We start from the raw sequence: 1252 nt of genomic DNA on the forward strand, positions 1-1252 counted from the left end.
GGCGCGATTCTTCGAGCGCCACCATCCGGTATTGCGCGGCCATCAATTGCTGCATCTGCATCTGTTGCTCGACCGAGAGCGCGACGAGCTGGTTGCCGGCCTGGGAGACGGACAGGTTCCCGGTCGCCGCCTGGCTCTCACCAACAAGGTCTGTCAGCGTCTCGCGCGCGTCCGCAATCGAGGTCACAATCCCGGACTGGACCTGGATCGAGGCCCGGAAGGCCTCCCGGCTGATCTGCCACTGGTCTGCGGCTTCGACAAGGATTTCCTTATTGGAGAGGTCTTCATAGGAGTCCGGGAACGCCTCGCGGTACTGGCGTTCGGACTCTTCGACTTCATAAGTCATCTCACCCGCTTCGCGCATCAGCGTGTCGATCCGTTCGAGCAGGCGCTTCAGGTGCTCGATCGAGGCATAGTCGAGCCGCTTCAGGTCCTCGGACTGGTTCACCAGCATCTGGGCCTCATGCTGGAGTTGCTGGACCTGATTATTGATCTGTTCGAGCGTATTGGTGGCTGTCACGATGTTCTGAACCAGGTTGGTCGGATCGATCACGACATCGCCCACGCCGAGCAGGGCGTTTGCAGGCGGCGCCAGTCCGACAAGCGAGGATACGGATCCGAGAAGAATGGCGATCATTCGGCGGCGCATGGCACGTCTCCTTCTGTTCCGATCAGGTTTGCCGCCCAATGGAGTCCGCGCGCCGCAAGCCAGGCCGGCGCGAACCCGTCCGGACCTGAAGCAGTAAGAATCTCGGAGATCAGTTTTTGGTCGGCTTTGGAACCGGCAGCGCAGAAGGCGAGCGCGACGGGCCCGAGGTCGAGATCGAACAGGCGATTGCCCTCCGGAGTCTGAACATAATAATCCCGCTTCGGCGTCGCCCGTGCGATCAGTTCGACCTGGCGGGCATTGAGGCCAAAACCCTCATAGGCTGCGCGCTGCGAAGGCTCTTCGGCCCGTGCATTGGCGAGGAAGATGCGGGTCGGCGCGCTTTCGATCAGGCTCGGGGCTATTGAACTGGCCGAGATGTCCGACAGGCTCTGCGTCGCACACACGACGGACACGTTCTTCTTGCGCAGCGTCTTCAGCCAGTCGCGCAGGCGTCCCGCAAACATCGGATGATCGAGAAAGAGCCAGGCCTCATCGAGGATGAGCAGGGTCGGTCGGCCGTCGAACCGGGCTTCGAGCTTCGTGAACAGATGTGCAAGCACGGGCGCGGCGAGCCGCTTGTCCTGCATCAGCGCGTCCATTTCG

General features: G+C 61.8%; 1 protein-coding gene and 1 pseudogene. Both read right to left on the bottom strand.

What is annotated here, in order from left to right; genetic code table 11:
* Positions 1–649: P-type conjugative transfer protein TrbJ (gene trbJ / locus HY26_RS01615; RefSeq protein WP_112072804.1), on the bottom strand; the 649-nt coding region annotated here is incomplete at its 3' end.
* Positions 634–1252: pseudogene (locus tag HY26_RS01620) on the bottom strand (conjugal transfer protein TrbE); the annotation flags it as partial. The gene trbJ and the pseudogene HY26_RS01620, both read right to left, overlap by 16 nt.

This window comes from Hyphomonas sp. GM-8P (assembly GCF_003263315.1).
GTDB lineage: Bacteria > Pseudomonadota > Alphaproteobacteria > Caulobacterales > Hyphomonadaceae > Hyphomonas.